18 protein-coding genes are annotated in these 23,659 nt (G+C 62.3%); 2 read left to right on the forward strand and 16 right to left on the reverse strand.

Annotation, left to right across the window (positions count from 1 at the left end; all coding sequences use genetic code 11):
• Positions 1-782: 782 nt before the first annotated feature.
• The 10 genes from NA619_RS07710 to NA619_RS07755 all read right to left on the reverse strand — a co-directional run bounded on the left by NA619_RS07710 (position 783) and on the right by NA619_RS07755 (position 15,758).
• Positions 783-2,186: a glycosyltransferase family 2 protein gene (locus NA619_RS07710; protein WP_255961197.1), complete on the reverse strand. Its 1,404-nt coding sequence runs from the start codon at positions 2,184-2,186 to the stop codon at positions 783-785.
• Entirely contained in the window at positions 2,183-3,307 is a 1,125-nt protein-coding gene (locus NA619_RS07715) for a HEAT repeat domain-containing protein (RefSeq protein ID WP_255961198.1), read from the reverse strand. Before NA619_RS07715 ends, NA619_RS07710 begins: the two co-directional genes overlap by 4 nt.
• On the reverse strand, positions 3,297-4,439 hold the full coding sequence (locus NA619_RS07720) for a YaiO family outer membrane beta-barrel protein (RefSeq protein WP_255961199.1): 1,143 nt from the start codon (positions 4,437-4,439) through the stop codon (positions 3,297-3,299). The genes NA619_RS07715 and NA619_RS07720 overlap by 11 nt, the downstream gene beginning before the upstream one ends.
• Positions 4,436-4,825: a response regulator transcription factor gene (locus NA619_RS07725; protein ID WP_255961200.1), complete on the reverse strand. Its 390-nt coding sequence runs from the start codon at positions 4,823-4,825 to the stop codon at positions 4,436-4,438. Before NA619_RS07725 ends, NA619_RS07720 begins: the two co-directional genes overlap by 4 nt.
• Positions 4,822-7,698 carry a CHASE3 domain-containing protein gene (locus NA619_RS07730; RefSeq protein ID WP_255961201.1) on the reverse strand — a complete coding sequence of 959 codons (2,877 nt, stop codon included), beginning with the start codon at positions 7,696-7,698 and terminating at the stop codon, positions 4,822-4,824. Before NA619_RS07730 ends, NA619_RS07725 begins: the two co-directional genes overlap by 4 nt.
• A 169-nt stretch (positions 7,699-7,867) precedes the next feature.
• Positions 7,868-9,508, reverse strand: a complete 1,641-nt coding sequence (locus NA619_RS07735; protein WP_255961202.1) for a diguanylate cyclase — start codon at positions 9,506-9,508, stop codon at positions 7,868-7,870.
• Complete coding sequence (locus tag NA619_RS07740; RefSeq protein ID WP_255961203.1) at positions 9,501-9,890, reverse strand: response regulator; 390 nt, start codon at positions 9,888-9,890, stop codon at positions 9,501-9,503. Before NA619_RS07740 ends, NA619_RS07735 begins: the two co-directional genes overlap by 8 nt.
• Positions 9,887-12,289: a PAS domain S-box protein gene (locus NA619_RS07745; RefSeq protein WP_255961204.1), complete on the reverse strand. Its 2,403-nt coding sequence runs from the start codon at positions 12,287-12,289 to the stop codon at positions 9,887-9,889. Before NA619_RS07745 ends, NA619_RS07740 begins: the two co-directional genes overlap by 4 nt.
• Before the next feature lie 21 nt (positions 12,290-12,310).
• Entirely contained in the window at positions 12,311-12,709 is a 399-nt protein-coding gene (locus tag NA619_RS07750) for a response regulator (RefSeq protein WP_255961205.1), read from the reverse strand.
• A gap of 94 nt (positions 12,710-12,803) precedes the next feature.
• Positions 12,804-15,758: a PAS domain S-box protein gene (locus NA619_RS07755; protein WP_255961206.1), complete on the reverse strand. Its 2,955-nt coding sequence runs from the start codon at positions 15,756-15,758 to the stop codon at positions 12,804-12,806.
• A 275-nt stretch (positions 15,759-16,033) separates the two neighbouring features.
• Between NA619_RS07755 and desA the strand changes: the two genes are divergently transcribed.
• Both desA and NA619_RS07765 read left to right on the forward strand, forming a co-directional pair.
• Positions 16,034-17,224, forward strand: a complete 1,191-nt coding sequence (desA, locus tag NA619_RS07760) for a delta-9 fatty acid desaturase DesA (RefSeq protein WP_255961207.1) — start codon at positions 16,034-16,036, stop codon at positions 17,222-17,224.
• A gap of 141 nt (positions 17,225-17,365) precedes the next feature.
• Positions 17,366-18,364 carry a GGDEF domain-containing protein gene (locus NA619_RS07765; RefSeq protein ID WP_255961208.1) on the forward strand — a complete coding sequence of 333 codons (999 nt, stop codon included), beginning with the start codon at positions 17,366-17,368 and terminating at the stop codon, positions 18,362-18,364.
• A gap of 361 nt (positions 18,365-18,725) precedes the next feature.
• Here NA619_RS07765 and NA619_RS07770 read toward each other — a convergent pair whose 3' ends face one another.
• The 6 genes from NA619_RS07770 to NA619_RS07795 all read right to left on the reverse strand — a co-directional run bounded on the left by NA619_RS07770 (position 18,726) and on the right by NA619_RS07795 (position 23,563).
• Entirely contained in the window at positions 18,726-19,106 is a 381-nt protein-coding gene (locus NA619_RS07770) for a hypothetical protein (RefSeq protein WP_255961209.1), read from the reverse strand.
• A gap of 96 nt (positions 19,107-19,202) precedes the next feature.
• Positions 19,203-19,769: a lytic murein transglycosylase gene (locus tag NA619_RS07775; protein WP_255961210.1), complete on the reverse strand. Its 567-nt coding sequence runs from the start codon at positions 19,767-19,769 to the stop codon at positions 19,203-19,205.
• 156 nt (positions 19,770-19,925) lie between these two features.
• On the reverse strand, positions 19,926-20,603 hold the full coding sequence (locus tag NA619_RS07780; protein ID WP_255961211.1) for a hypothetical protein: 678 nt from the start codon (positions 20,601-20,603) through the stop codon (positions 19,926-19,928).
• 44 nt (positions 20,604-20,647) lie between these two features.
• Complete coding sequence (gene aguA / locus NA619_RS07785) at positions 20,648-21,763, reverse strand: agmatine deiminase (RefSeq protein ID WP_255961212.1); 1,116 nt, start codon at positions 21,761-21,763, stop codon at positions 20,648-20,650.
• Between the two features lie 134 nt (positions 21,764-21,897).
• Entirely contained in the window at positions 21,898-22,776 is an 879-nt protein-coding gene (aguB, locus tag NA619_RS07790) for an N-carbamoylputrescine amidase (protein WP_255961213.1), read from the reverse strand.
• A gap of 136 nt (positions 22,777-22,912) precedes the next feature.
• On the reverse strand, positions 22,913-23,563 hold the full coding sequence (locus NA619_RS07795; RefSeq protein ID WP_255961214.1) for a TetR/AcrR family transcriptional regulator: 651 nt from the start codon (positions 23,561-23,563) through the stop codon (positions 22,913-22,915).
• Positions 23,564-23,659 lie beyond the last annotated feature (96 nt).

Genomic DNA, 23,659 nt, shown 5'->3' on the forward strand with positions numbered 1-23,659 from the left:
CGCCTTTCCCATCCACCGCGACAACTACAAGTTGGATTAATGAGGGCGTGATCCGCCCTTGTACCGACGCAACGCTCACGGCGGTTACCGGCGTAGGATGGCGTTGAGCGTAGCGATACCCATCAAACCTGAGGGCTGGCCGATGGGTATCGCAGGCTCAACCCATCCTACGTTCTGCGGCGCTCCAGAGCGTGGGGTGGATGTCGCTTTCCCATCCACCGACACCCACATGGTGAATCGATAAGGGCGTGATCCGCCCTTGTACGGCCGCGACGGCTCACGGCCGGTACCCGTGTAGGATGGCGTTGAGCGAAGCGATACCCATCAAACCTGAGGACTGGCCGATGGGTATCGCAGGCTCAACCCATCCTACGTTCTGCGGAGTTCCAGGGCCGTAGGGTGGATGTCGCTTTTCCCATCCACCGCGACACCCGCACGGTGGATAGGTGAGGGCGTAATCCGTCCTTGCACGAGCGCTACGGCTCAAGGCGGTACCCGCGTAGGATGGCGTTGAGCGAGGCGATACCCATCAAACCTGGGGGCTCATCGATGGGTATCGCAGGCTCAACCCATCCTACGTTCTGCGGAGTTCCAGGGCCGTAGGGTGGATGTTGCTTTTCCCATCCACCGCGACACCAACCCGGTGAATAGGTGAGGGCGTGATTAGCCGCTGTACGGACGCGACTGCTCGCGGCGGTTCCCGGCGTAGATGGCGTTGAGCGAAGCGATACCCATCAGACCTGGGGGCTGGCCGATGGGTATCGCAGGCCCAACCCATCCCACTAGCCTTGTCCCCAGCGGCCGCTGCGGCGCATGGCGCCCCATTGATGTTTGCGGCGTGAAAACCATTGCCACAAACCGCGGCAGCGCCAGACGGTGTTCAGCTGGCGATAGCCGAAGTTCTCCAGTATTGCCATGAGAAACAGCCGCAGCATGTCACGGCGGCGTTCGTATACGCGGAACGACATGGTTTCAAGCAGCAGGCCGTTAACCGAGAGCAGGATGCCCATGCCGATGGCGACCAGCAGGAACGCAGCCAGCGCAGCGTAGGACACCACGCCCAGGGCGAAGCCGCCGATCATGAACCCGTAGCCGATCAGCTCGATCAGCGGGCCTATCCATTCGAACAGCGCCATGAACGGCCAGGCCAGCCAGCCGGGCGCGCCGCCACGCAGGCTGAAGGCGAGGCGGGCGTGACGGCCGAGGCTTTCCGCCAGCCCGCGCTGCCAGCGGCTGCGTTGTCGGCCGAGGGTGCCGAGGTCTTCGGGGCATTCGGTCCAGCAGATCGGGTCGGGCAGGTAGCGGATGCGGTACGGGATGCGGTGCTCGCGGTGATAACGGTGCAGACGCACCACCAGTTCCATGTCCTCGCCCACGGTGTCGGTGCGATAGCCGCCGACGGCCATGACCCGTTCGCGGTCGAACAGACCGAAGGCGCCAGAGATGATCAGCACCGCGTTCATCGGTGACCAGCCGAGGCGGCCGAAGAGAAATGCCCGCAGGTACTCGACGATCTGGAAGCGTGCCAGCCAATTGCTCGGCAAACCGGCGCGGATTAGAAAGCCGCCGCGCACCTCTGAGCCATTGGCGATCCGTACCGTGCCGCCGGCGGCGACAGTGCGTTCGTCTTCGAGAAATGGTTGGACCACGCGTAGCAGGCTGTCGCGCTGAAGGATTGAATCGGCGTCCACCCCGCAGAACAGCCCGTGCCGCGCAGCATTGATGCCTGCATTGAGCGCGTCGGCCTTGCCGCCGTTGGCCTTGTCGATGACCCGCAGGTTTGAGTAACGGCGTGAACGGTAGATGGCTTGTACCGGCTGGTGGGTGACGGCCTGGCGCAGCGGCTCAGGGTGCGGCACCAGCTCGAATTCCTCGATCAGCACCGCGAGTGTGTTGTCCTTCGAACCGTCGTTGATCACGATCACTTCGAATTCCGGGTATTGCAGCTGCAACATCGAGCGAACTGAAGTGCGGATCGTGGCCTCTTCGTTGAAGGCGGGCATCAGCACCGATACAGGCGGCTCCACGCCGAGATAAGGGGCGATCTCGCCAGTTTCGGCGCGTTGGCGGATGTAACCCATGAGACTGATCATCGACAGCACGTTGAGCAGCAGGTACATGCCATTGAGCAGCAAGAAGTAGAGGATGAAGCCCAGTTGCAGCCACCAGAGCCAGTCGATGCTCACCGCTTTACCTCCGCAATGGCCCTGCGCAGCGCATCCCGGCCGTAACGGTCCTGCACCTGATTGAGCAGCGCCTGCAGGCTGACGGCGGTTACGCCCGGCAGCGTTGCCAGGCTGTCGGCAGCGGCCTGCCGCACCCACCAGCTGGGATCGGCCAGAAGCGGCATGAATACCTCGCTGTCTTCGTTGCGCGCTTGTTTGTGCAAGGCTTGCAGGGCTGCCAGTCTGACGTCGGCATCGCTGTGCTGAACAGCGCGCAGCAACCGGACCCGGTCTCGCGGATCGCCCAGCTCGCAGAGGCACCTCAGCGCGACCTGCAACTGCTCCGGTGCCGCGTTTTCTTCGAGGCGGGCACGCGCCCAGGGCGCGGCGTGGCGCGGGTCGCCATGAATCAGCAAGGGGATCAGCCGCTCTCGGCGCGGATCTTCGGAGCCGGCCAGCGAGATTAGCAGCGGCAGGGTGACCGCCTGCTCGCCGGCGTTCTGGCACAGGCTGGCCAGACGCGGCAAGGCCCAGTCGAGACGCGTCACGGCGGCGGGCAGGATCAGCTGCATCGCACGCACGGCATCCATGGCGATCAAGGTTTGAGCGGCGGAAAGGGAGACGATCACGTTGCGATTCATCAACAGCGGTTGCACAGCATCCCAATGCGCCTGATCGGCCAGGTGGCGCAGGCAGGTCAACCCGATCAGCTTGCCGCGCACCCTGCCGCGCAGCAGCGTCAGGGCATGTAGGTCCATCCCGAGCGCGATGAGTGCGCGGTTCATCCTCTCCCGCGCGGCGCCGCGTAGTTGTAACTGTGTCCGGTTCCATTGCAAAAGAAACCACAGCTGACGGCCCCGAGGCAGCGCGGGCACCGGCTCCGGCAGCTCGTCATCAAGACTGCAGAGGGCAAAGAACGGACGCCACTGATCATTGAATGACTGCCGGCGCGTGGCCCGGCGCCGCGCGACTTCACCAAGCAGCATTACCTGGATCATCACCAGCAGGGTGAGACCGCCCAGGCCCAGGGCGCAGTAGAGCGCGAGCTGGAGCATCGCATCCTCTGGCCAGATGGCCAGCCAGGCATTGCGCGGCACCTCGCAGAGCCACGCAGGGCAGCTGAGCGCCAGCTCAGAAAGCATGACGCAGGCCGAGCTGCAGCCAGCGCCGCGTGTAGTAGTCGCCCTGGCGGTGATGGCCGACTTCCCAGGTCAGCGCCCAGCGCTCGTCCAACCAGTGCCGGCCCTGCAGGCTGAGCGCACGTACATCACTGGTGATTAGCTGCTGTTCCTCGACTGCTTCTTCTTCGCCGACGGTGAGGCGCAGGCCCGCATAGCTGAGGCCCTGATAGTAATAATCCAGCGCCAGATCGTGGCCGATGGGCGTGCCGGCGTTGGCTACGTCGGTGACGTTCAAGGTGTAACCGGCGCGCCAGGAATCCCAGTAGCGTTCGGCGGTAATCGCCAATCGGTCGACCCGCGTGGTTTCGTACTGGGTGCGTCGGACGCTTGCCGCGCCAAGAAAGCCCGCCGGCAGACGACGTTGCAGACGCAGGTCGGCGTGCCACTCGGGCAGGAAGTAGGGCGACGGCTGATAGCCGACTTCGGGCTGCAGGGTCCAGTTGTCATCCAGCGCGATGACTGCGCCCGCTTCGACGCCGTTGTCCCATTCGCCGAAGCGCTGTTCACGCAGCAAGGCGCTGTACCAGCCAAGCCCCTCGGGTTGGGTCGAGGAATAGTCGAGTCGCTGACTGCGCCAGTTGTCGAAGCCCTTGTCCAGCCAATCCTGACGGGCCGACAACTCGAGCTCATGACGGCGCTGCGTCGGTGCTGCGGCCTGCGGAGCGGTGGCGCTAACCGGCGAGGTCAGCGCCGCTCGCGCCTGCTGGATGACTTGCTGCACCTCGGCATAGTCCGGTGCGATCTGGGCGGCCCGCTCCAGCGAAACCAGCGCAGCCTGCGGTTGGGCCGCCCACAGCAGTGCCTGACCCTGGCCCAGCAGATAGTCGGCGTTGTCCGGTTCGCGCTGCAGCAACCCTTCGTAGAGCGGCAGTGCCTGCTCGGGACGGCCCTGCCAAGCGCGCACCCGAGCCAGCAGAAATTGCGCGTCACTGTCGTCGGGCTGGCGCATCAGCCGAGCTTCGAGCGTCGCCTCGGCGGCGTCGAGCTGCTGCGCATCAACTTGTCGTTGTGCGGTGGCGACATCAGCGGCTGCCAACGAAGGCGCGAGCATTACGGGGAGGACGAAGGCCAGCGCCGGCAGCAGTCGGCTCATCGCGGTCTCCTTAGCAAACGGCGGATGCGCGCCAGCAGTTCCTCCGGCTGAAAGGGTTTGGTCACATAGTCGTCCGCGCCCAGCTCCAGTGCGCGCACGATGTCCACCTCGCGCGCCTTGGCGGTGAGCATCAACACCGGCACGCTTTCCCATCCCGGTTGGGCGCGCAATCGTTCGACCAGCTCAAGGCCGTCGTGATAAGGCAGCATGATGTCCATCAACGTCAGGTCGGGTGGCGTCGACTGGGTGATCTTCTCGATGGCCTGACGACCATCTGCGGCGTGATCGACGATGAAGCCGTGCCGCTCGAGCATGAAACGGATGAGGAAGGCGATGTCTTCCTCGTCCTCCACCATCAGGATGCGCTGGCTGCCGGAATCGCTCATGCGTTGACCTCATTTGAATCGTCGGAATGGCCAGGTGGCCAGTGGTGAAGCAAGTGTTGGATCAGGGCCGCCAGTTCGCTGCCGTCGTGACGGGACTTGACCAACTGACGCAGGGCCAGGCGGCTGTCCTGAACAGGCAGATCAAGGGCGGAGAAGATGATGACCGGAGGCGGTGGTTCGCTCTGCGCCAGCTGGTCGAACAGCTCACTGCCATCGCCGTCCGGCAGCATAAGGTCGATGATCGCCAGGTCATAGTGCCGTCTGGCTAGCAGGCTGCGAGCCTCGGCGAGGTCGGCGGCGCCGTCCAGGTCGATATCCAGCGAAGCAATCAGCCGTGCCAGCAGAATGCGCAGATCTTCGTCATCTTCGACATGCAGCACCTTGGGGCGAGCGCCGGCTGTGCTGAGGCAGGTGCGCACCACTTCCATCACGCGTGACGGGTCGACCGGCTTGTGCAGCCAATCGACCACTCCGACCGCGCCGCCACGCAGCGCGCCGTCGTCGTTGTCGCGGCGCTGTGGCTGGAGGCTGACGATAAGGACGGGCAGATGGCGGTACGCATGTTGGCTGCGCAGGTTCTGCAAGAACGCGATGCTGTCTTCATCGCTCACGGCAGGGCTGAGGGTCAGCGCCTGTACGTCAAACTCGGCCAGCAGATCCCGGGCCCGGGCAGCGGTTGCGGCGATGAGCGTCGAGTACCCCTGTTGTTGCAACGCGCCGGCCAGTTGTTCGGCGGAGGGTGAATCGGGCTCGAGAACCAGAATGCGCGGAGAGGGCCGGGCTGGGGCCGTAACCGATTTCGAGAGTGGGGCAGGCTTGGCGTCGGCCACTGCGACATGCTCGGGTGCCAGCGGAAACTTCAGCCAGAACCGCGAGCCCTGGCCTTCCTGCGAATCGAAGCCGATCCGGCCGTGCATCTGCTGCACCAGTGAATGGGTGATCGCCAGACCCAGCCCGGTGCCGCCGCGCTTGCGTGCGTCGGACGAGTCAGCCTGGGCAAAACGCTCGAAAATTCGCGAGCGGAAGTTTTCGGGCACGCCCTGGCCTTGGTCACGTACGCCGATTTCAACGCTGTCGCCGTCGCTGCGTACGTCCACGCTAACCACGCCATTGGCGGGCGAGTGCTTGATCGCGTTGGACAGGAGGTTAGCCATGATCTGGGTAAACCGGTCCGGGTCGAGGTTGATGTCAGCGCGGATCCCGTCATCCGGTAGATCCAGCCTCAGGGTCACGCTGTATTCGTCTGCGTAGGGCTTCAGGTCGCTCAGGGCCTGCTCGATCAGAGGTTGCACGTGGCAGCGGCTGAAGTGGAACGGCAGTCGGCCGGCTTCAAGCTTCTCGATATCCAGGATGTCATTGATCAGGCGGACCAGGCGCTCGCTGTTCTTGTGCGCGATGTCCAGCAACGGGCGTGCGCCGTCGCTTATCTCCCCGGCTATTCCGCCGACAAGCATGCCGAGTGCGCCACGAATGGCGGTCAGTGGCGTGCGGAGCTCGTGGCTGACGGTGGAGATGAATTCGGTCTTCATCTGCTCCATGCGCCGCCGAAGCGAAATATCCACCGCGACGGTCACGACATAACAGGCCCCGCTTGGCATGGTCATGGGGCGCTTGAGTATCTGTAGCCAGCGTTCACGCCCGAGCGCATCGGTCAGCCCGACCTCGGTGGTGCGCAGTTCGCCGCTGCCGCCGAGTAGCTCGGCCTCACCCTGCAGTAGCGGCAACATCATCGTCGCGCCGGGAACATCCTCGGCGCGACGCTGCTCGATCGCTGCCGGTTGGCTGTCGAGCAGCGTCGCGAAGGCGCTGTTGCATAGCAGAAAGCGACCGTGTTCATCGCGCACGAAAATCAGATTGTCATCGGTATCGACGACCCGTCGCAGGAACAGTTTCTGCTCCTCGAGCGTATCGCGGCTGCGTTGAAGTTCGGTGACATCGCGGGCAATGGCCAGGTGATCACCCAGCCCGGTCGGAACGAGGCGAACCTCGAAGGTCCTTCGACCGTCCATTTCGCACCAGGTCGTCTGCCGTCGCTCGTGAGATGCTTCGGCCTGTTCGAGCAGTTCGACTAGCAGAGGTTCGATGGTTGCCGGTGCCGGTCCGCGTGTGTCGTTCGCCTGTGTCAGGGACGACACCTGGTGCTGGTCGTCGATGGCATAGAGATCGTCAGGAATCGCCTGCAGCAGCGCGCCCAGTCGCGCTTCGCCGGCCTGTGCCTTGACTGTCAGTGCCTGGCGAATCTGCAGATTACGACGGATTGCCCAGAAGGCCGCGATGAACAGCAACGCCACCATCAAGCTGCCGATCAGAGCCAGTTGGCGGCTGCGTTCGATGGTCTCGCCCACCGCGCGGTTGGCAGCGGCCAGCCGCCGACGTTCCTGTTGCTCAACGGAGGTAAGCAGCATCCGCAAACGATCCATGATCTGCTTGCCACCCGCCTGCGTCAGGCGCTTGGCGGCCGCCTCGAGACCCTGGTCACGGCGTGCCTGGATGTTGCCGGCAGCGATGATCAAGCGCTCTCCCATGTTGCGGTCGATTTCTTCGAACCAGCGCCAATCCGGGTAGCTTCGATCCTCAACCAGTTGCTGCAGGCTTCGGCGGTGCGCTTCCAGTTGCTGCAGGCCGAGTTCATAAGGGGCCAGGTACTCGTCCTGACCAGTGAGGACGAAGCCACGCGAGCCTGTCTCGATGTCCTGCAGCGAAGAGAAGATCGCCTGGGTGGCGGTGATAATTTCCAGGCTCTGAGCGACTGAATGGTTCGTCGAGAGCACGGCTTCCTGGGTGCGCTTGCTCTCCCACCCAAGCGCGACGAGCAGGAAGAAGGCAATCAGGAAGGCGAGCGTATGCCAGCTGATCGTAGTTTTCGTGTGCAAACCGGTACTCCTTACGCCGGTTGAAGACAGTTCCGGCGGTTGCGAGCAATTGCCTAACGCCGCGCCCTCCGTCTCATGTCAGACGCCCGCGAGCTGCTGCGGGGTAGGTGCAGTGTAGTTGGAGTCCGGCAATGTCGTAGCGGTTCGCTTGGTCTTGCACGTTTGAGCGTCAGCGCGGTGATGCGACCTGTACCTGATCACGACCGTTGTGCTTGGCGACGTACAGGCCCTGGTCGGCGAGTTCGAGCAGCGCACCGGCGCTGGACTGGCCGTCGGTCTCGCTGATGCCGGCACTGAGCGTCACGCCGAATGTACGCGCGCCGGCATGAAAGCTCAGTGCAGCGAAGCGGGTGCGGATTTCATCGAAGATGCGCCTGGCCTGTTCGGCCGGGCAATCGGGCAGCACGGCAACGAACTCCTCGCCACCGTAGCGGCCAATGCTGTCTATGCGACGCAGGCGTTGACGCATCAGGTTGGCCAGCGAGCGGATCACGTTGTCACCGGCCGCATGACCGAACTGGTCGTTCACCTGCTTGAAGTGATCAAGATCAAGCATCACCACGCTGGTTGGCTTGCCGCTGCGCAGGGCGCGCTCGACCTCGAGCGCCACCTGTTCCTTGATATCGGCGTGCTTGAGCAGGCCGGTCAGGCTGTCGCGCGACAGCGCCATGCTCAGCGAACGTGCCCGCTGCACGCGGGAGAACACCGCCGCGGTGAGCGCATTGTCGCTGATGGGTTTGGTGATGAAGTCATCACCGGCCTTGAGCATGGCGTCCATCTGCCGATTGATGTCGGTTTCGGCAGACAGGTAGACGATTGGCACGCCTAGCCATTCGTCATTCAGGCGAATCATCTGGGCCAGTTCGATGCCGGTGAAATCCGGCATGTTCATGTCAAGCAGTACCATTTCCGGATCGAATGCACGCATGACATCGAACAACTGGCTGGGGTCGCTGAGCGTCTGCACGTGCATCTTGGAGTTGCGCAGCACCAGGCTGTAGCGGGCAGCGAGGTCTTCATCATCATCGATGATCAATACCCGGTATGGCTCGCTCAGCTGTAGCTCGAGGATGTTTTCCAGACTGTTTTCCAGCTGCGTGATGTCCAGCGGACGTGTGAAATAACCTTTCGCTCCGGCGCGCACCGCAGCCAGCTGGCTGCCAAAGTCGACCCGGTGGCCGACTACCAGCAGGGGCAACGGCGAATCGAAGCCTTGCTGCAACGCGCGGATAGCGTCCAGCTCGCCATCGTGCTGACTCACGATCAGTGCATCCGGCAGCTGACCCTGGACAGCGGTATGCAGCAACGATATTTCCGGAAACAGCAGCACTTCGTAGCCGAAGTTACCCAATGTTTGACACATCGCCTGTCCAGCAGTGACATCGCTTTCCAGCAGGTAGACGCGACAGCCGGCCGCCAGAACCGCCGGATGCTCCTCATCAGTCTGCTGACTGTCGACCGCTGCGCCCGACCGCCCGGTCGCAACCATCTGCTGGATGGCCTTGATGATGGCAGCAAGCGCCTGACCACTGGGTTTTGCCGCTTCGAGCCAGCCCTCGGTGCGTTGCTCCAGCAAGCGTGACTGCTCGCCCAATGCGCCGAAACCAAAAGTGCCTGCCGTTCCTGCCAGTCGATGCAGGCGCTCATTGAGCTCGAGCATCAATTGCCGGCGCTGTTCCTGCTCACGGGTTTGCAGCAACCGGTCGGCGCGCTGTTCGAGTTCCGCCAGCTCATCGCGCAGACGTTCAGCGAACTTCTCGTTCAGGGCTTGCAGCTGGATTTTCAGCGCATCGCCAGCGCTGTCATTCATGTTCGGCATTCCATACTTCTTTGAGTTGTGTCGCCAGTTGAAGCGGGTCGAAAGGCTTCTTCAGCAGCTTGCGCACCCCAAGCCGTCGCAGCTCGGCCGGATCTGCGGGATCGTCCGCCTGACCGGTCAGCAATACCACCGTCGTGTGTTGCAGGTCGATCACGGAGGCGAGCTGGCGCAGCAGCTCGATGCCGTCCATCTCTGGCAACGACAGATCAAGCAGGATCATGTCCGGCTCGAACTGGCGGACCTGATCGAGCGCTTCCTGGCCCGATGCGCAGCTGAGAACGTCGAAGCCACCCAGCTTCTGCAGCGCAATGCGGGTCACGACCTGGATGGAGGGAACATCTTCGACATGAAGGATGCGCTGCAGGGGTTTCAAGGTGACCGCTCGTGCATCGGCTGACAAGGCAGCTCGAACCAGAAACAGGCGCCCGCGCCGGGGGTCGAGTCGAACCCGATCTGCCCCTCCATGTGCTCGATCAGCTCCTTGCTGATGGCCAGCCCGAGCCCGGTGCCACCTTGCTGCCGGGTATCGGACGAATCGGCCTGAGCAAACTTGCTGAAAATCCGCCCGCGGAAGCCTTCGGCGATGCCCGGGCCCTTGTCACGGACGTTGACCCGGACCTTTCGGTCCTCTGTTGCCTCAGCCCACAGTTCGATGCGCTCACCGGGCGGTGAAAACTTCGCCGCGTTGGACAGTAGATTACTCATCACCTGTTCCAGGCGCATCGTATCCACGTTGATCGATACCGCCGGGCAGTCGCCCAGCTCGATGGACACCCCATAGTTCTCGGCGTAGCCCTGATTGCTGCGCAACGCCTGTTCCAGCAGCGGCTGCAAGGGTTGCTGCTGCAATTCGAAGCGCATCTTGCCGGCGTTCAGCTTGTCGATGTCCAGAAGGTCGTCGATCAGCGCGCTGAGCCGTTTGCTGTTCTGCTGGGCGATGTCCAACAGTTCATGCAGGTGTTCGGGCACTTCACCCATGACCTGGCCACAGATAAGGCCCAGCGAGGCAGTAATCGACGTCAACGGCGTACGGAGCTCATGGCTGACCGTGGAGACGAAGTCGCGCTGCAGGATCTCGATCTGCTTGCGTTCGGTGATGTCGTGGAGCACCACCACCGCGCCGTTCTGCTGACCGTTCGAGGCGTACATCGGGTCGGCGTTGGCCAGTACGTAGCGAGGCGTGCCATGCAGCACGATGGTCATTTCCAGGTTGCGTATGTGCTCGCCGCGCAGCGCGCGGATCAGCGGAACTTCGTCCATGGTCATCGGCGTGACGCCATCGGCGTGGAACAGGTGATAGGCGACCGGCCATTGTTCCGGCGCGATCTGCTGGGCATCAAGCCCGTGCCAGCGACGGGCAGTGTTATTGAACAGGGTGAGGTTGCACTCGGCATCGCAGGCCACTACCGCCTCGGACAGCGCTTCGAGCAGGCGCCGGTTCATTTCCTGCTGCTTGTCGAGTTCGAGCTGCTCGCCCTTGCGCTCGGTGATGTCGGTCACCAGGCCATGCCACAGCACCGAGCCATCCGGCTGGCGCATCGGTGTGGCGCGGGCTTCGACCCAGATGCGGCCTTTTTTCGGGTGGTCGATACGGTGCTCGAACTGCCACGGCGTGAGGGTTGAGGCTGCATGGCGGATGCTTGCCAGCACGTGCTCGCGGTCATCCGGATGAATCCGCTCGTAGATCGGCGCGATGGTCGGCGCCATTTCGGCCGCGCTCAGGCCATATATGTCCTCGACCCCTTCGCTGAGGTAGGGGAACGAGCTCTTGCCGTCGGGTCGCCAGCAGAACTGGAAGAGCATGCCGGGAACCTGGGCGGCGATCTGTTGCAGGCGCAGCTGCAGATGTTCCTGATGGGCCAGATCATAGGCGCTGACGATGTAGCCGCGCAGCAGTTCGCGTTCATCGTGTATCGCGGAAACGTTCAGCAGCACCGGCACGCTGCCGCCGTTGTGATGGCGCAGGCGCCACTCGCGCATTTCGCGACGGCCTTCCTGCAGCGGCGTAGTCAGCACGGCGAAGCCCGGTGCGATGGGTTCGCCCAGCTCATTGCTGAGGATGGCGGCGCGGCGCGACAGCGCGTCCAGCGGAAACAGGGCCGAGGTCAGCGGCTGGCCGATGAGCATCCGTTCCGAGTAGCCAAACAGGCGCTCGGCGGTCGGATTTACGCCCGAGATCTTGCCCTCGGCCGTGGTGACCAGCATGGCGCTTGCGGCACTGTTGAGCAGCGCTTGTTGCAAGACCGCCTGCTCGGCGTAGCGATGGGCCTGCAGGCGCTCCTCGAACAGACGCATGATCTGCCGGCTCAGGCGCATCAGGGCACCGCGCTGCGCTTCGCTCAGCTGGCGCGGCTTGCGGTCGATTACGCAGAGCGTGCCGAGGTTGTAACCGTCCGGTGTCGTCAACGGCGCGCCGGCATAAAAGCGGATATGCGGGTCGCCGGTCACCAGTGGATTGTCGCGAAAGCGCTGGTCGAGGCGGGCGTCGTTGACCTCGAAAATACCCGGGGCTTCGATGGTATAGGTACAGAACGACAGTTCTCGGGCGGTCTCGCTGACGTCCAGGCCGAGTCGGCTCTTGAACCATTGGCGGTGGTCATCGACCAGCGAGATCAGCGCGATAGGCGTATCGCAGAGGTAGGACGCCAACTGGGTGAAGTCGTCGAAAGCGGTCTCATCCGGCGTATCGAGAATCTCATAACGCAGCAGCGCCGCCAGCCTGGAAAGCTCGCGGGGCGGGGAGGATGCCGGCATCGACTTCGGTGGCTCCATCTGCTCGATTCTCTCGCTGGGTTAATGGGCTGGTCCGGCGCCGCCGGTGTCCCAGATTGCCTGGATCTGGCTGGCCAGGCGCATCGGATCGAAAGGTTTGACGATCACGTCGCGGGCGCCGAGTTTGCGCAGAGACTCGACTTCACTCGGTTGCACCTTGGCAGTCATGAACACCACCGGAATCCGTCCCAGGTCCAACAGCTCGCCGAGTCTGGTCAGCGTTTCCGGCCCACCCATGCCGGGCATCATCACATCCAGCAGGATGAACTGCGGGTCGAACGCCTCTACTTCGTCGAGCGCCTGCTGGCCGGATGAGCAGGATCTGACCTGATACCCACCGATCGCTTCCAGCGCCACTTTCACGACCGCCTGGATAGACGGATCGTCCTCGACATGCAGAATCCGTTTCAGCTCGCTCATGCAGGATCTCCGACAGCTGTACGTGGCGCGCTCAGAAGCAAGCAGTTTGCCAGCTTGCACAATGACTGACGCGGCACGGTAGAAAAATAGTCTGCTAAACCGAGTCCTGCGCAGGCAGTTCGAACCAGAAGCAGGCGCCCTCGCCGAGCTCGGAATCGAATCCTATGCGTCCATTCATGTGTTCGATCAGCTCCTTGCTGATTGCCAGGCCAAGGCCGGTGCCGCCTTTCTGGCGGGTATCGGACGAGTCCGCCTGGGAAAATTTCTGGAATATCCGCTGGCGGAAGGTCTGCGGAATGCCGGGGCCGAAGTCGCGGACACTGACCCGCACCTGATCGTCGCGCAGGTGACTGCTCAGGATTACGACTTCGCCAGTGGGGGAGAATTTCGCCGCGTTGGAAAGCAGGTTCGCCAGCACCTGTTGTAGACGGAGCTCGTCCACCATCACCGTGACCGGCGCTTGCTCACCCAATTCGAAGCGTACGCCGAGTTGATCGGCATAGGCCTGATTGGAGCGCAGCGCATCTTCGAGCAGCGGCCCAAGCGGTAACGCATGCAGCTGAAAGCTCATCTGTCCGGCGACCAGCTTTTCCATGTCGAGCAGGTCGCCGATGAGAAGCCCGAGGCGCTGGCTGTTCTGCTGGGCGATACCGAGCATGTGCCCCATGGCAGACGGTACGTCGCCAACCGCGCCCCCGAGAATCAGCCCGAGCGCGCCGGAGATAGAAGTCAGTGGGGTGCGCAGCTCATGGCTGACGACCGAGACGAACTCGCTCTTCATCTGCTCGATGCGCTTGCGCTCGGTGATGTCGCGCACCAGCCCGATGAACTTGCGCTCGCCGCTGTGGCTGATTTCCGACACTCGCAGCTCGATGGTGAAGATCTCGCCGTTACGACGAATCGCCTGCAACTCGCGGTTCTGCTCCAGGCTGCGACCTTCGCCGCGCCGCTCGTAGTCTTGCAGATGCACATCGTGCACGTCGCGGTGTGGCTCGGGCATGAGCATCGACAGATTACGCCCGAGCACGTCTTCCTCGCTGTATCCGAAGGTACGTTCGGCGGCGTGGTTGAAGGTTTCGATCAGCCCGGTTTGGTTGATGATGATGATTGCATCGACCACGTTGGCGATCAGCAGGCGGACGTAGCGCTCCCGTTCGTTGGCTTCGCGCTCGGCGTGCGCGCGGGCAGTCACGTCCCAGATGAAACCGTCGTACCACTGCAGCCGGCCCTCCTCGTCGCGCAATGCCCGGCTGTTCTCCTGCACCCAGAGCGTCTCGCCATGGGCATTGATCAGCCGGTAGGTGTGCTCGAACTGATCCTCGCTGTCGCTCCGCCAGCTGTCGCGGTCATCCGGGTGAAGCAAACTGCAGTACAGCCGCTTGCCTGGAACCATGAAGTCGCTGGCCGGATAACCTGTGAGCCGCTCGATGCCATCGCTCATGTACCGAATGGTGCGGTCGGCGTCACCGGAGCGACGGTAAACCACACCGGGCAGATTGCTGACCATGCTGCGGAAGCGGCTTTCGCTTTCACTCAACGCAAGGGTGGTGGTCATCAGTGGCGTGATGTCGGCGATGAAGCCATGCCAGAGCACGGACCCGTCGCGCAGAGGCTCGGCGGTGGCTCGTACTTCCACCCATATCAGGCCTTTTTCAGGATTTTTGATGCGATAGCGCGTGCAGCCGCTGCCGAGTTCAGCTGCGGAGCGCTCTATGGCCGCTCTCAATCCTGGCCGATCAGGATCGTAGACCGCCGCGAGTGCAACGGCGGCGTTTTCGATCAGCTGTTCCGGGCTCACACCATAGATTTCCCTGGCGCCTTCGCTGGCATAGAGCACGCTGTAGGTGATTGCCGGAGAGCGCTTCAGCTGAAAAACCATTCCCGGTAGCAAGGTCGCGATCTTCTGTCCCCGCTCGAGTAAGCGTCTGCGGTTACGCTCCTGCTGCATCGAGCGCAGTTGATGGACGCGCTGAAGAATCCCGCGGCGATGGAGCATGAACGCCAGCACCAGCAACAGGATCTGGGCCGTGGCCCAAGCCATTCCCCACTTCAGAAGAAGGCGCCGCTCCGCCTGCTGCTGCTCACGTATCGCCGACGTAATGTCGCGCCAGACCAGCGCGACGGCCATCGGCAGGCGCCCAGGTTGCTGCTCGGCCCTGACGTCATGCAGTGGAACCTGGTTGAGCAGAAAGCTGCGACCGTTGGATTCGAGCATTCGCAGCGCCAACCCTGCTTCGGGCGCCGGAAGCGACTGACTTTGTGCCCAGTGCAGGATCTGCGGTGCCGAGTGCGTATCGAGCAGCCATCCACGTAGGCCGTCGAGCTGAATGCCCACAGGTCGCGCCCAGAGCACTTCTTCGAGCTCGGCGCGATTGACCAGCAGGCCCAAGCCGGCGTTGAGTCGGCTGCCAAGCTGGGTCAAGTCCGGAAGAATGCCAAACCCGACCTCCAACGCGCCGACGATCTCGCTGCGAGGGTTGCTGCTGGCACGAATCGGCACGATCGCCCGGTTGCCCGCGCTGTGATGGCCGATATCCAGCCCGGAGACGACCTGGCCCTGGGTCAGAGCCTTGTAGAGCAGCGGTCGATGATCGGCGACGGCGTCGCCGAACGCCTCCGAATCATGCATGCGCAGCAGGGCAATACCGGCCTCGCCCCAATACAGCTGCAGCTGTAGCGCACCATGGGTACGCATGGCCTGCCAGGCGGGCGTCAGCGCAGCGGTGAGTTGCTGTCGGATACGGATCAGCCGCGGGCCATGCCATTGGGCACCGGCCTTGATCGCACGGTCGGCCTGACGAACCAGGCGAAGCGTCTCCGGGTCGGTACCAAGCGTGGTGGCAATCATCCGCGCCTGGTCTTCCAGTCCTTGTTGTGCGCTGCGCAGTGCCAGCGCCTGCAGCTCTCCCTGCTGCTCCATTTGCAGTTCCCAGACGGCATCCCGTGTCTGGAAATCGTTATAGGCGAGCACGCCGAACAACAACGCCAGGAGCAGGCTGCCGATGCCTAGGATCCAGCGCGGATCGGTGGGGCGGGGAGAGGTGTTCATGGTTCTGATTAGCCACCGACCCGCGCAGCCTCAAGCGATTCCGCAAGCGACCTACAGGTTCAAAGGAACGGATCTGAGAGGTGATGGCCATATGCTATAGGGAAAGCAGAGGCCGTGCCTTGATGTCTATCGGCAGGCTTCTTTGTTTCTGTCAGACGCTGAAACGAAAAACCGTGGCAGAACGACAGACGGCCTCGTATCCAGCCGAGCAGGGGGGATAATGCGCACAGGTCCGTGTCTGCGGGCCGGACTCTACACCGCGAGGCAGCGACACTATGTGGTACACCGGTATTCTCGACCTCTCCGCCTGGCAGGTGGTTGCGGCCATCCTGCTCCTGACTCACATCACCATCATTGCGGTTACCGTGTACCTGCACCGTTATTCAGCTCATCGCTCGCTTGAGCTGAACCCTGTGATCAAGCATTTTTTCCGCTTCTGGCTGTGGCTGACCACGGCCATGAACACCCGCGAGTGGACGGCCATCCACCGTAAGCACCACGCCAAATGCGAAACACCGGACGATCCGCACAGCCCTGTGCAAAAAGGGTTGAGCACCGTGTTGCGGCGGGGCGCCGAGCTGTACAAAGAAGAGTCAAAGAACGAAGAGACCCTGCGCATCTATGGCAAGAACTGCCCGGAAGACTGGATCGAGCGCAACCTGTACTCGCGTTTACCCAATCTCGGCATTGTGCTGATGCTCGGTATCGATCTGGCCCTGTTCGGTGTGATCGGCCTGACCGTCTGGGCTGTGCAGATGATCTGGATTCCGGTCTGGGCGGCCGGCGTGGTCAATGGATTGGGTCACGCGATCGGCTATCGCAATTTCGAATGCCGGGACGCGGCGACCAACCTCGTACCCTGGGGCATCCTCATCGGTGGTGAAGAGCTGCACAACAATCACCACACCTACCCGAACTCGGCCAAGCTGTCGGTGCGCAAATGGGAGTTCGACATGGGCTGGGCCTGGATCAAGCTGTTCAGCCTGTTCGGCCTGGCCAAGGTGAACCGCACCGCACCCATCGCCCACAGGGTAACGGCCAAGCATCAGCTGGACATGGACAGCGCCATGGCGATCCTCAACAACCGGTTCCAGATCATGGCGCAGTACCGCAAGCTGGTGATCAAGCCGCTGGTTCAGCTTGAGCTGCAGCGTGCCGACGCCTCGGTGCGGCACCAGTTTCGGCGCGCCAAGCGTTTGCTGTCACGCGAGCCAAGCTTGCTCCAGGATGATCAGCAAGCGCGTATCGAGGTGATCCTCAAGCAGAGCCATTCGCTACGGGTAATCTACGAGCAACGCCTGGCGCTGCAGCAAATCTGGACTCGCACCAGTGCCAATGGCCACGAAATGCTGGCGGCCATGAAGCAATGGGTGCAGGACGCCGAAGCGAGCGGAATCCAGTCGCTGCGCGAATTCGCCGAGCATCTTAGGACCTACTCGCTAAAGCCGGCCGTCGCCCTTGCGTGACCTCTGATCAGTGCGTCACATAGCGGATGAGGCATTCGGAACTTTGCCCATCCGCCACTCTCTGAACTGCATTCTGGTGTCATTGCGACAGTTACCCAGCGGGTCTCCGCCGGTGCCTGGCGCCATTTTTGGAACGCAGGTATGAATCTGGTGAAGCAGCGAAGCGAAAAGGGCGTTGGCATTCTTCCGCCAACGGAGGCGCAAACGCTTCTGGCGTTGATGCACGCACGCGCTGAAGTCGAGCGACTGAGCGAGCGCGAGCAGCTTTTCAGCACCCTCATGGGCGCGGTCAATGCCGTGCTGTGGGCCTTCGACTGGCAAGCGCAGCAAATGATTTACGTAAGCCCGGCGTACGAGCAGATCTTCGGCCGTTCTGCTGCGCTGCTGCTGTCGGACTTCGGCGAGTGGCGAAACAGCATCTACCCGGACGATCTCGAATACGCCCAGCAAAGCATGCTCGATGTACTCGACAAGGGGGCGGTCGAGGAGCGCGAGTACCGCATCATCCGCACGGACGGGCAGTTGCGTTGGCTCAGCGACAAGTGCTTCATCGCGCGTAAGGCGGACAGCTCGCACGGCACGATCATCGTCGGCATTGCCGAAGACATCACCGAAAAGAAGCAGCTCGAAGGTGAGCTGCAGCGTCTGGCTACCATCGATGTACTGACGCAGAGCAGCAACCGTCGCTACTTCTTCGAATGTGCTCAGCGTGAATTCGATCTAGCCCGACAGTACGCAACCTCGCTGGCCTTCCAGCTGCTCGACATCGATGACTTCAAGCGCATCAACGACACCCACGGCCACCAGATGGGCGATCAGGTGCTGCAACGTGTGGCCCAGTGTGGGTCATCAGTGCTGCGCCGCGGTGATCTGTTCGGCCGTATCGGAGGAGAGGAATTTGCGCTGCTGTTGCCGGGTTGCCAGCCCGATCTCGCCGAGCAGATTGCCGAGCGGTTGCAGCGCGAAATTCAGCGTCTGGTATTCACGAGCCCGGACGGTCAGCGCTTCGGTGTCACCATCAGCCTGGGCGTGACCTACCTGCAGGCCAGTGACCCCGATCTCAGCGCCATGTTCGCCCGCGCTGACGCTGCCATGTACACGGCCAAGCGCTTGGGCAAGAACCAGGTCATCGTGTCCTGAGCGGCGCTTTGGGCTGGTACGGCGCGGCCGAGGGCGCACCGTCGGCCGCGTGTGCGGAATTGCTTTCGGCGGGGATTCTAAGCATGGGCACAAACAGTAGCAGAGTGTTTATCACGGCTACCGTTGATGCCTGACGCGCCTCTATCACCTTCAACTGCAGGCGAATAAATTCGCCCCTACGGTCCGTAGATCGTCACGCTTTTGTAGGGGCGAACTTGTTCGCCCGATGGCGAGGTGACATGGAGCGGTGGTGCAGCGGGCGACCCCGTTCTAGCAGGAGGCGTGCCTCGCGGCGAATGGGGTCAGGCCGCTCGCAAGCCGCAAAGCGACTTTTGGGGTGGGCTGTTGATTGACCACACCGTCACTGCGTGACTTGATGGCCTAACGCTTCCATCTCTTGCTTGAACTCCTCGCATTTGGCTTGACGCTCAGACGCCGGGATGGATGCCCATTTTGTCTTCGCCTCGCTTGCACCGGCGTTGAAAGCTTGGTCAAAAGCGGCCGCGTCCATGCCGTTTTGGATCGACAAGGCTCTTTGCTTCTCTTTTTGCTCGGCCAGCTGTTCGTCTGAGGAGTCTCCGCACACCTTCGCCGTTGTGTGCATGGCGCCGCCGAAGTTGGCCAGTTGGGTGTGCATGTTAGTCATCATCATCTGCTGATCCGCGTCCTGCGCCTGCCCGCTGAGGCTGACAAGCATCAGCGTGCCGGCAATGGATAAGGTTTGCAGCCGTGCTAAAGGCATGTTCGCTCCTGTCGTGTTGTCGGTTCTGAAATAGGCTGGTCGTTGCGCTGAACCGGGCCGTGAGTGTTTCCACCGCTTGCGGACCTGCTGAGAATTTCAGCGAAGCATCTTGTGGACGGCAACCGAGCCTGCAATCGCTAGGTCATTGGTAATCCCTCGCAGGCTCTCGACCTTCTGCAAGGCGATGCCGCCCGCTGCGGTGGTAATGGTGACTCTGCCAACCACCACCTGTGGGCCGACAATGCCCAGTTGGGCTGCGGGATCCAGCTGCCTGCTGATGTCCAGCACGAATCCGCCGATCGCCTCGACCCTTTCGTCATCGTAGACCATGCCCATCTGTCTGAGCAGCTCCACGTCAGAAGGCTCAGGGTCGACCGAGAGTCCCAGGGTCAGACTGCCGCCCTTGACCGTGTCGAAGACATTACCGGACTGAGTTTCCTGCGAGAGCCATGTGCAGCTGATGCCGTAGACGGTCTCATTGTCATAGCGGCCGCCATCCTCTTGCTCGACCAGAACGAGGCCATCGACCATCGGGCCAAGCGTTGCAGCGATCTGGTTGCAGGTGGGGACCTGCTCCAGGGTCGGCGGCACGTAGCCAGCACTGGAGCCGGAATCGGCGCTGCTATCGCCATCGCAACCGCTGATCGCAAGTGCGAAGGTCAACAGAGCCGGCAGAGCGGAGCGGGGTATCGGCGCAACAGCATTCCGGGGTATGCAAAGAGTTCTCGGCGTCATTCGGGCTCACATCACCTCGGCTGAAGACTTGAACGTTAGACCAGATACGTTGCGCTTCAAGAAAGAGGCGGCTAACCCCTCTGTTCAGGGCGCTCTGCGGTAGACGTCGTCGAAGCGGACGTTCATCCCGCCACAATTGCCGTTGTCGGTGACGACCAGATTGCCGGCGACATGCTGCAAGGTAACGCTGCAGTCGTAGGTGTCGTCGCCTTCGGCAATCTTCAGCAGGTCAACGGAGGGCCGTGCCGTGCCTTCGAAGGCACCGAGGTGGACCACTCGCTCGCCATAACTGTTGATGCCGCCCTGCCAGATCGCCTCGCCTTCAACGGCAAGCGGTCCGGTGGGTGAGGGACGCGTGATGACGATCTGGTTGCCTCCTGCAATCGGCACCCAACGACCTGTCCAGTCATCAGCCTCAGGTGCATTCGCTGCGACTTGGGCGCGTACGTGGTGGGCGGGCAACCAACCGACGAATTCGTGCTCCTTGCCGAAATACCAGACGCAGGCCCAGTCATCGGTCTCGTTACCGACCAGCAGTCGGTCGCCGTTTACCAGATAGGCTTTCCTGATGCAGGAATCGTTTTCAGGGCAGCCGGCCGCGTCATCACGGAAATGGACGCGCTGGTCTGCAGCAGCAGTGACCTCTGCGTCACGCACCTGCCCGGCGAATGCCGGGAAGTGGCCGTTACGGCAGGCGTAGGCTTCGATGGCTTGAACTGAAGGCGCCATCAACATGCACAGCAGAACCGCTCGGCGTTGCATGGGGCGCTCCTTGATTCATGCCTGGGGCAGCAGGCGTCGCCTCGTCAGATCGGCGCTCGGCTGGACGCGGCGGGTTGCTGCTGGGTGATGCAGTGGATGTTACCGCCGCCCAGCAGAATTTCTCGACCCGGTACCATCACCACCTGATGCTGAGGGAACAGCCTGCCAAGAATAGCCTGGGCTTCATCGTCCAGCGGATCGTTGAAAGACGGCGCGATGATGCCGCCATTGACGATCAGGAAGTTCACGTAACTGCCGGCCAGGCGAATGGACGGATCGCGGGGTTGGGTGCCGACCAGGGGCACCACGCCGGCACACTCTTCGTCCGTGGCATGCAAAGGGCCGGGAATCGGCATCTTGTGCACCACCAGCGGGCGGTCCCAGGCATCGGTTGCCTGCTCCAGCACGCGCATGGCGGCCTGGCAGCGTTCGAAGTTGGGGTTGTCGCGATCGTCGGTCCACGCCAGCAGCACTTCGCCGGGGCGCACGAAGCAGCAGAAGTTGTCGACGTGCCCGTCTGTTTCATCGTTATAGAGGCCGTGCGGCAACCAGATGACCTTGTCGATCGCCAGGTAGTCGGACAGTACCCGCTCGATTTCTTCACGCGACAGGTGCGGATTGCGATTGCGATTGAGCAGGCATTCCTCGGTGGTGATGAGGGTGCCTTCGCCATCGACGTGAATCGAGCCGCCTTCCAGCACGAAGCCCTCCGTGCGGTAACGGCCGCAGCGCTCGATCTCAAGGATCTTCTGCGCTACTTCGTCGTCGCGCTGCCACTCGCCATACAGACCGCCTTCGAGGCCGCCCCAGGCGTTGAAAGTCCAATCCACGCCACGCAGGCCGCCCTTGCCGTTGATCACGAAGGTCGGACCGGTATCGCGTACCCAGGCGTCATCGCTGCTGATTTCCACCACGCGTATTCGCGGATCGTTCAGTTGCGCACGGGCGGTCTGGTAGTGCGTGGCGGTGACGCAGACGGTCACGGGCTCGAAACGTGCGATGGCCTTGGCCACAGCAGTGAACGCAGCCTGCGCCGGTGTGGCCTGGTCGCGCCAATTGTCGGGCCGCTGCGGCCATACCATCCAGGTTTGGCTGTGCGGCGCCCATTCGGCAGGCATGTGGTAATCGTCGGCACGCGGGGTGGTGGTCAGGGTGGTCATCGTTTTACCTGTGGAAAAGACAACAATCTGCGGTGCGTTCGGCTTTTATCAGTTAGCGGACATCTGACCACGTGAAGCACGATTCAGCCGCAACAAAAGGAGTGCGGCTGAGTCGATTGCCGATAAAAGGCGGTTCAGGACTCCAGCGAGCCATCCAGCGTCTTGATCGGGCTGTACAGGTTCGGACGGCGATCACGGAACACGCCCCAGGCGCTGCGAATGTGCTCCAGCTGATCGAGATCGAACGCGTGGACCAGCACGCCTTCGCTGGTCTGGTCCATTTCCTCGACCTTGGCGCCGAAGTGATCAGCGATGAACGAGGAGCCGTAGAAGGTGATGTCGTAGCCGTCCTGCTCCTCGCGGCCGATGCGGTTGCTGGCGATCAGCGGCATCAGGTTGGCGCCGGCGTGGCCCTGTTGCACGCGCTGCCAATGGTCGCGAGAGGTGATGGTCGAATCGTGTGGCTCGCTACCGATGGCGGTCGGGTAGAACAGCACTTCGGCACCCATCAGCGCCATGCTGCGGGCCGTTTCCGGGAACCACTGATCCCAGCAGATCGCCACGCCGATCTTGGCGTAGCGGGTATTCCAGACCTTGAAACCGGTGTCGCCTGGGTTGAAGTAGTACTTCTCGTGGTAACCGGGGCCGTCCGGGATGTGGCTCTTGCGGTATACGCCCAGTACCTTGCCGTCGGCATCGATGATGGCGATGGAGTTGAAGCGCGCCCGGCCGGACAGCTCGAAGAAGCTCACCGGCAGCACCACCTGCAATTCAGCGGCGACTTTCTGGAAATGCTGAACGGCCGGATTCTCCTCTACGGAAGTGGCCAGCTGCAGATACTCAGGGTTTGGCTTCTGGCAGAAGTAGGGCGTTTCGAACAGCTCCTGGATCAGGATGATCTGCGCACCTTTGGCAGCTGCCTCACGGACCAGCTTCTCGGCGTTGGCGATGTTCGCTTCGCGATCCCAGGAACAGGCCATCTGGGCGGCGGCGACGGTAACGATACGGGACATGGAAAACCTCGCGGATGCTGGCGTAAGGGCAGCCCTGGTGGGCTGCTGCGAAATTTATTCGATAATTATCCGGATTGAAAGCGCGTTTGGTCTTATTTGAATCCGGTTGCCTCCATAAAAAACCGATATCTATCGGTTAGAGCTGGCTGCGCTTTGGCAGGTAGGGCGGCAGGTACAAAGCCAGATAAGCATCGAACACCCGCATCCCCTCTTCGGCCATACGCGGCGTGATGCTGCCGTGCAGATGCACCGACCGCGCGTAGACCCGGTCGCCCAACTCCAGCGCCAGGGCAAACACCTCGACATCATCGGGCAGGCCCGGGAGCTCGAAGTGCCTTTCAAAAAGGACCTGCATCAAACCACCTAGTTCGATGTCGTGCTGGTGGTCGGCTTGGGTCACTTCGCTAAGCCCGTGCTGCGCGAGAATCAGCTGTCGTGCAGCGGCGTCGTGCTGATAGATCGCCAGCATGCGCTGCTCGATCAGCCGGGAAAGATCGCGCCAGCAACTCAGGCTCGCGTGATCCACCGGCTCGGCCAAGCTCGCACGGAAGGCGGCATGCACGTCGGCGGTCAGGGCATTGAGCAATGCCGGCACGCTGGCAAAGAAGTGATAGACCGAGGAGGGCGGAATCCCGGCGTGCTCCGCTACGCTGTAGATCGAAAGGCCGGCCACGCCCTGTTCGGCCAGCAACGCGCGGGCGGCAGCGAGAATCTGGGCGATGCGTGCCTTGCTGCTGGCGCGTGGCCGCCGTCCGGGAACGGGCTTGAAATCGTCGGGCTTGGTCATGGCTTGGCATTGGAAGCCATGAAGCGGCCTGAAGCAATCATCAGTTTCGCTTCTTCGCCGGCCCCTCGTTCCGACGTTGTGCATGGTGCCTGTAGC

It is taken from the genome of Stutzerimonas stutzeri (assembly GCF_024448895.1).
Lineage (GTDB): Bacteria > Pseudomonadota > Gammaproteobacteria > Pseudomonadales > Pseudomonadaceae > Stutzerimonas > Stutzerimonas stutzeri_Q.